Below are 2,275 nucleotides of genomic sequence, written 5' to 3'. Positions count from 1 at the left end.
AAGCATTCGATAAACTCCCCCTTTTATTCTAAAAATGTGATGTTACTTTTGTAGCCAAAGTAAAAAACTCGATCATTATGTCACATCAATGGAGAATGGAAGATTTTGAATCTATTTATGCCCGTTTCAAGTCGAGCGGACTGTCAGTTATGGATTTTTGTTCGAATGAATGCATTCGTCCTAAACGTTTCTATGAGTGGCGTTCCAAGCTGTTGCGCAAAGGCGGCTTTATCCCGGTGAAGGTAAACAATAGGGGCCAGGTCAGTCTTCCCCATAAGGAGAAATCCCAGTTGTCTGCACCTCCGGTCAGCCCACCGATAAACGCCCAGCCGCTATGTGAGATCTCCTATCCCAATGGTGTCACAGTCCGCTTGAACGGGCCTTTGTCACCGGAGGTATTGCAAACCCTGATATTTTTAAATTCAAACCGCTAGCTTATGTTTTCTTTGAATGAATCCAACAGATATTATCTTTATCCGTATCCGGCAGACATGCGTAAGAGTTTTTATACGCTTAGCGGTATCGTGACCAACCAGATGGGAAAGAATGTACGTGACGGTGACGCTTTCATTTTTATCAATGCGAATTGTACCTGTATGAAAATCCTCCATATGGAATATGGTGGTCTGGTGATATACCACATGAAACTGGAACAGGGGCACTTCCATCTGCCGGTCATAGATACGGAGGAAGGTCGGATAAAAGCGATTGAAACCTTCTGGAACGACCTTGTGATGATGGTTCAAGGAATGGACGGCAGCAAGGTCAGGCGTTATAAAAGAAGTGGTTTCCATGGGTTGTAGTTGTAACAAATTATAACATATACAATGCCGTATTCCGGCTGTTTTTTTAGTATCTTAGCATCATAATTAAACGATTATGCCAACCGATAAGGAATTACTGATAAAGGATCTCATGCACAAATGCGACTGTCTGTATAGAGAAAACAGCCGGTTGAAGGAGATGGTGTCCACACAGCCCCCTGAAGCTGCGGACAAGGATGCGTATGAGGCTTTATTGTCCGACAAGGATGCCATAATCGCCCAAAAGGAAGCAAAAATCAACACTCTGGAACAACGTGTATCCTATCTTGAGCGGCAGTTGTACGGGAAGAAGGCGGAAAAGTTCATAAAGCCTGACGCCCAGGACCGCTGGCTGGATTTTGAAGGCTTCGACATGCTCCCCCTGGAGGCCGAAGCCGCGGAGGAGGCGGAAAAGGAACTGAAGGCTACCAGGGAGGCGATCATCGCCCGCAAAAAAGCGGGGAGGCAACATCCTGCGAGAAAATCCCTTCCGGAGAATCTTGAGCGTGAAGAGGTTCATATATATCCCGAAGGGTATAATCCGGAGGAGTGGACGCTCCTTCCCGGAGAGGAAGTGACCGAGATCCTTATGCACGAGCCCGAGAGGTTCTATATCCGCAGGATAGTGCGCCATACAGCCAAAAGGAAGGGTACGGACGAGTTCAAGACCGGCCCGCTTCCCGTCATGCCGATAGCAAAGAGCTATGCCTCCGCCTCATTGCTGGCAGACATGATGATAGGCAAATACGTGGACCACATACCGTTCCACAGGCAACTGGAACAGTTCAAGCGTGTGGGGGTACATCTCCCCGCGTCAACGGTCAACGACTGGTTCAAGGATGTGGCGGATCTGCTAAGGCCCCTGTACTTCCGATTATGGGAGCTGGTGATGCAGACTGACTACATACAGTCGGATGAGACGACAATCCCCGTGATGAATGACGAGAGACACAAGACGGTCAAAGGTTATATCTGGCTTGTGCGCAGCGTCATGACCGGGCGCCAGTTCTTTTACTATGACAAGGGCTCCCGGAGCGGAAAGGTGGTATTGAAACTCTTCGGCAAGTTCCGGGGAGCCATACAGACGGACGGGTACGAAAGGTACGAGATGCTGGACGCGAAGAAAGGCATTATCCTTCTTGGCTGTTGGGCCCATGCGCGCAGACATTTTTGGGAGGCAAGAAAGAATGACATGCAACGTGCCGACTATGCACTTGCACAGATACAGCTGCTTTATGACGTGGAGCGCAAGGCTGACGATGAATGCCTGACCTATGAGCAGAGGGCTGAACTTAGGGCACGTCTTGCATATCCCATACTTGTGCGCTTCGAGAAATGGCTGGTCAATGAATATCCCAAAGTAATGAAAGGCAGTCCGATCGGAAAAGCCATAAAATATACATACGGAAGGTTCGACAAACTCTCCAGGTACCATCTTGACGGTCGCTACAGACCGGATAATAACGAAATTT

3 protein-coding genes are annotated in these 2,275 nt (G+C 48.4%); all 3 read left to right on the top strand.

The annotated features are described in order from the left end of the window. The first annotated feature begins 77 nt into the window (after positions 1 to 77). Positions 78 to 434, top strand: coding sequence for an IS66 family insertion sequence element accessory protein TnpA (tnpA, locus tag BN161_RS27745; RefSeq protein WP_044272576.1), 357 nt, complete (start codon positions 78 to 80; stop codon positions 432 to 434). A gap of 3 nt (positions 435 to 437) precedes the next feature. After that, positions 438 to 803 carry an IS66 family insertion sequence element accessory protein TnpB gene (gene tnpB, locus BN161_RS27740; RefSeq protein ID WP_044272573.1) on the top strand — a complete coding sequence of 122 codons (366 nt, stop codon included), beginning with the start codon at positions 438 to 440 and terminating at the stop codon, positions 801 to 803. Positions 804 to 879: 76 nt separating this feature from the next. Further along, positions 880 to 2,275, top strand: a 1,396-nt coding sequence (tnpC, locus tag BN161_RS27735; RefSeq protein ID WP_044272570.1) for an IS66 family transposase, incomplete at its 3' end; no start/stop codon positions are given.

Origin of the sequence: Bacteroides timonensis (assembly GCF_000513195.1) — a bacterium.
In the GTDB taxonomy this organism is placed as follows: domain Bacteria; phylum Bacteroidota; class Bacteroidia; order Bacteroidales; family Bacteroidaceae; genus Bacteroides; species Bacteroides timonensis.
This window is presented reverse-complemented; position numbering and strand designations above follow the sequence as displayed.